This window comes from Neobacillus cucumis (assembly GCF_023715505.1).
Genome location: NZ_JAMBOH010000068.1, coordinates 1 through 4,096, shown reverse-complemented (window position 1 = coordinate 4,096; position 4,096 = coordinate 1). Strand labels below are relative to the sequence as shown.

At 35.0% G+C, this 4,096-nt stretch carries 4 protein-coding genes and 2 pseudogenes; 4 read left to right on the top strand and 2 right to left on the bottom strand.

Going from position 1 to position 4,096, the window contains the following annotated elements:
• Positions 1–166: 166 nt before the first annotated feature.
• Positions 167–676 carry a CBO0543 family protein gene (locus tag M3226_RS31155; protein WP_251573357.1) on the bottom strand — a complete coding sequence of 170 codons (510 nt, stop codon included), beginning with the start codon at positions 674–676 and terminating at the stop codon, positions 167–169.
• A gap of 322 nt (positions 677–998) precedes the next feature.
• On the opposite strand from M3226_RS31155, the pseudogene M3226_RS31150 reads away from it, so the two are divergent.
• A pseudogene (locus M3226_RS31150) lies at positions 999–1,103 on the top strand (winged helix-turn-helix transcriptional regulator); the annotation flags it as partial.
• A 385-nt stretch (positions 1,104–1,488) separates the two neighbouring features.
• Here M3226_RS31150 and M3226_RS31145 read toward each other — a convergent pair.
• Positions 1,489–1,845, bottom strand: coding sequence for a winged helix-turn-helix transcriptional regulator (locus M3226_RS31145; RefSeq protein ID WP_007085798.1), 357 nt, complete (start codon positions 1,843–1,845; stop codon positions 1,489–1,491).
• A 168-nt stretch (positions 1,846–2,013) separates the two neighbouring features.
• Here M3226_RS31145 and M3226_RS31140 point away from each other — a divergent pair, with 168 nt between their 5' ends.
• The 3 genes and pseudogenes from M3226_RS31140 to M3226_RS31130 all read left to right on the top strand — a co-directional run.
• Entirely contained in the window at positions 2,014–2,760 is a 747-nt protein-coding gene (locus M3226_RS31140; RefSeq protein WP_200508655.1) for an SDR family NAD(P)-dependent oxidoreductase, read from the top strand.
• Between the two features lie 99 nt (positions 2,761–2,859).
• Positions 2,860–3,192: an antibiotic biosynthesis monooxygenase family protein gene (locus tag M3226_RS31135; protein ID WP_053362448.1), complete on the top strand. Its 333-nt coding sequence runs from the start codon at positions 2,860–2,862 to the stop codon at positions 3,190–3,192.
• 336 nt (positions 3,193–3,528) lie between these two features.
• Positions 3,529–3,755 (top strand): annotated as a pseudogene (locus tag M3226_RS31130) (VOC family protein); the annotation flags it as partial.
• Positions 3,756–4,096 lie beyond the last annotated feature (341 nt).

The following is a 4,096-nucleotide window of genomic DNA, read 5'->3' as shown; positions in this document are numbered from 1 at the left end:
TCTAACGCACCATAGTTCATCGACCTTCCTCTCCAGCCGTAGAATCAGTATTGACGGTTTAAAACCATTTTCATTCTCTGTGGTGAAGAGCTGGTTTTTAGCGATTCATGGATGGCTAACGGGGCAGTTTAGTTACAGATCAACTAAAATAAAAAAACAAAGGAAGTTAATGAGTCCCCTTTGCTTTTTCTGATGAATGTTGGGCATATGAAATTAGATTAATTAAACCAACAAACCCTCTAATGTATAATTTTAATAAAAAAATTCCAATAAAGGAATGGTACCATTTCCATCCTTTTTTGTATTTAATGGTTCTTGTAAAACGTTCCATTAAAGCTTCCAAAATAACTTGTGGTGTAGTAAATAAAAACGTTTTCAATATGATTTCACTTAACTTTTTTGTTTTTTGAGTGGACTGATAGTACCAAACAGTAATTAACGGACACAAAATACTATCATATAAAAAACTCCCTTTCGTAAATTTACGTTCATTTTTCAGCCTAACTGGATACTCTAAACGGTCTTTTGAAACAAGGTAGTTATCTAAAGGTGTATTGAAAAAAGAACTTAATAAAAAAATGATTAACTGTTCTTTTATTGGTTTTTTTAATAATGTAGGGAAAAGAAGTACCAATCCTAACACCCATAGGAATTTTAGTATTTTTCGGTCTGTCATTAAGAACACTCTCCTTTAATATTATAGTTTGTATTTTTCATCTCTTTATAACAATAATTTGTTGAAGAATGTAGGTGTTTTATCATTTTTGTGAAGTGTTTCACTTAAAGTAACGGGTGCGATTGTTCTATAGAGCAGTCGCTTTTTGTGCTAACTGGCAGGATAGTTGAATAAGGTTAGTCATGATTAGGAGTATTTTACTTTGAATATTGAACTAGTTGAAATAAATAGAAAGTAGTTTATTCGAAAGCGAAAAGGACTATTATTTGGTATTATATACCTAGACTACTATCGATAATAAATCAGAGGAGAATAGATGAGAAAAATACCTCCTAAAGTGGAATACAGCCTTACAAATAAAGGAGAAACGCTATTACCTGTTTTAGAACAGTTATGTGAACGGGGAGAAAAAAACCGTAATAATTAACTTCTTTTGTATAGATAATGAGAACCCATTTGGAAACAGAGTGAGATTAATTCAGTATTTTATATAGAGAACAGAAAACAGTTACCTAATTGGTAACTGTTTTCTGTTCTAATAGTCGTGCCAGTAATCCTGTAGTAAAAAGTAAAGAAGTTCTACTTATGTTACAACAGGGCAGAATCCCTATAATAAATGGGTTAGCGTCAGGAAAATTCGGATTTCAACGTAAGTAGATTCCAAGGACGCTACCCCCGTTTTTAACTACATTAAGGAAGCTTTAATGGTCTTAAAGAATCAGTCGAGGCCATCTACTTCGAATTAAAATGGCCAAATCTTAGTACAACAATAAAATACCTTACATATAAGGTGTTATAAGTTGGTTTCCTCATTAAGAAGCCTCTTCTGGTTGTGCGATTTCAAATTCACCTTCTGCATACTCTTGCTCCGCATAATGGCTTCCCCATTGACAGAGCTCCTGCAAGATAGGTTTAAGAGATTCTCCAAGTTCAGTGGATGAATATTCAACCTTCGGTGGTACTTGATTATACATCTTTCTGCTCACAAGTCCACTGTCTTCAAGCTCTCTAAGTGTTTGAATCAGCATTTTCTGAGTTATATTTGGGACAATGCGCTTTAATTCACTCGTTCTCTTTGGTCCATTCATTAAAAAGTATAATACAAGACCTTTCCATTTTCCGCCAATAACTTCCTTTGTCACTTCAAAACCACAACTAAATTTTTTCAAGTCTAAACCTCTCCATTCCACATTTATTACTTTTTAGTTACTATATCACAAAAAAGTGGGTACTTCCGTTAATGTGCTTACTGAGGGATACTATATCTTGTAAGTTGTTCTTCAAGTACTTAAAGGTATTAGACATAAAATAAAATTAATTCTAAAGGAGTGTTAAGTATGGGTAAATTTGAAGGTAAAATAGCGCTTGTAACGGGTGGAACAAGTGGGATTGGTCTTGCTACAGCACAAAAGTTTGTAAACGAAGGTGCATATGTTTATATCACGGGACGCAGACAAAACGAACTTGATAAAGCTGTTAACCAAATTGGTAAGAACGTAACCGGTGTACAAGGGGATATTTCTAAGCTTGAAGACTTAGACAAACTATATGACCTTATAAAGCAGGAAAAAGGTAAGTTGGACATTCTTTTTGCTAATGCAGGAATTGGAAACTTCCTTCCATTAGGTGGAATTACTGAAGAGCAGGTTGATAGAACGTTCGACATTAACGTTAAAGGAACCATCTTTACTGTTCAAAAAGCGTTATCACTATTCCCGAACAAAGTAGGTTCTATTATTGTAACAGGCTCTACTGCTGGTTCAATTGGCAACCCAGCGTTTAGTGTATATGGAGCATCTAAAGCAGCATTAAGAGCACTAGTTCGCAGCTGGATTCTTGACCTAAAAGGTACTGAAATCCGTGTAAATGTGGTTAGTCCAGGAGGTATTCTTACACCTGCATACGATGAGCTTTTTGGTGATGCACTTGAAGAGGTACTGGAAAATAGCAGAAATACTGTTCCAGCTGGAAAAGTTGGGACACCTGAAGAAGTAGCAAACGTTGTATCTTTCCTTGCTTCAGACGAAAGCAGTTACTTGACGGGTGCTGAATTATTCGTAGATGGCGGGCTAGCACAGGTTTAATTTCACTGCGCAGAGATTACAAATAGTCCCGAAAAAAGGTTAATGGGGAATGGTGTAACGGAATCGCCGCAAAATATAAAATTTATAGGAGGAGTCAATATGACCAATCAACAAGTTCAACTCAATATTCGTTTTAAGGCTAAACCAGGGAAGAAAGAAGAATTCCGCAAGGAGCTATTTTCCCTAATTGAGGAGATGTCATCCGAAAAGGCATTTATTAGCGCTATTGTTTCGGATAATCTGGATCAACCGGATGAACTGCTCATTTATGAAACATGGAAAGGCACGAGAGATAGCTGGCTTGATGAAGAATTTATTAAACCATACCGCAAGGATTACGAAGTAAGACTGGATGATTTAATTGTGGAAAGAAGCGTTAGCTGGTTGCAACCTAACCGTGAATGGGGAAGCCATATAACGAATGCATATTAATTTTTATAAATGAGAAATAGCATCTACAGCTGTACAAATGGGCTTATCTTTTAAACATATAACAATTAGTTCGACCATCGCTAACGCGCTGGACATGAAAGAAAATTAATGATTCCTATATTCCTAATTATAGTAGAGTGAAAGGAGATTAATCATTTACTTCTCACATTGAAAGTGGCATCTTATCATTAATTATTTTTCAAATACTTGATAAAAATAATTGTAAAATATTTCCTGATTTTATGTGTTTAAATTATTTGTTTCCTGTAATAATTATGATTATCTGATGGAGCAAATAAGTGATTCATTGATATTACTTCTTCCGATTATCTCTAGCTTTTGCTCGAGCCTAATAACCATCCAGCCGCTAAAGAGTATCAAAGAAACTGTTTGCCGAAGGCATCCCAGTAACAATGTTTGGCCTTGCAGATATTCGTAAAGAGTACGAACGATTATTGGAAAACGGCGTGAAGTTTACAATGGAGCCGACAAAAATGGGCGAAGTCACAATAGCTGTCTTCGACGATACATGCGGCAACCTTATTCAGATAATGCAGGAGTAAACTTTATTTATGGTAGAAAAAGTTATGCAATAAAGTTTTTTTATAAACAATTTAACAACAACTTTATGTTACCCCTGTCTTAATTTTAGGACAGGGGTATCCATTTTTAAGGTTTAAAATTTATGACAATGTGAATAATTTCACTTAAACTAACGGGTGCATTTGTTAAAGACGGGATGGCTGCGGCGATCCTTTTTTCTTTAGCGATTCTAGATGTGAGCGTCAAGTAGAAATGAACAATTTTGCTGATTATTTTTGAACACTTTCTTCATTAAAAATCCTTTGTCTGTTTCTCATTCTGTGGCTATCTTCATTGAAACTCACAATCTCAGCACGATGAA

Bases quoted from the DNA above. Each gene is read 5' to 3' on its own strand.
- M3226_RS31140 (WP_200508655.1), top strand. From the start codon at position 2,014: ATGGGTAAATTTGAAGGTAAAATAGCGCTTGTAACGGGTGGAACAAGT.
- M3226_RS31155 (WP_251573357.1), bottom strand. From the start codon at position 676: ATGACAGACCGAAAAATACTAAAATTCCTATGGGTGTTAGGATTGGTA.
- M3226_RS31135 (WP_053362448.1), top strand. From the start codon at position 2,860: ATGACCAATCAACAAGTTCAACTCAATATTCGTTTTAAGGCTAAACCA.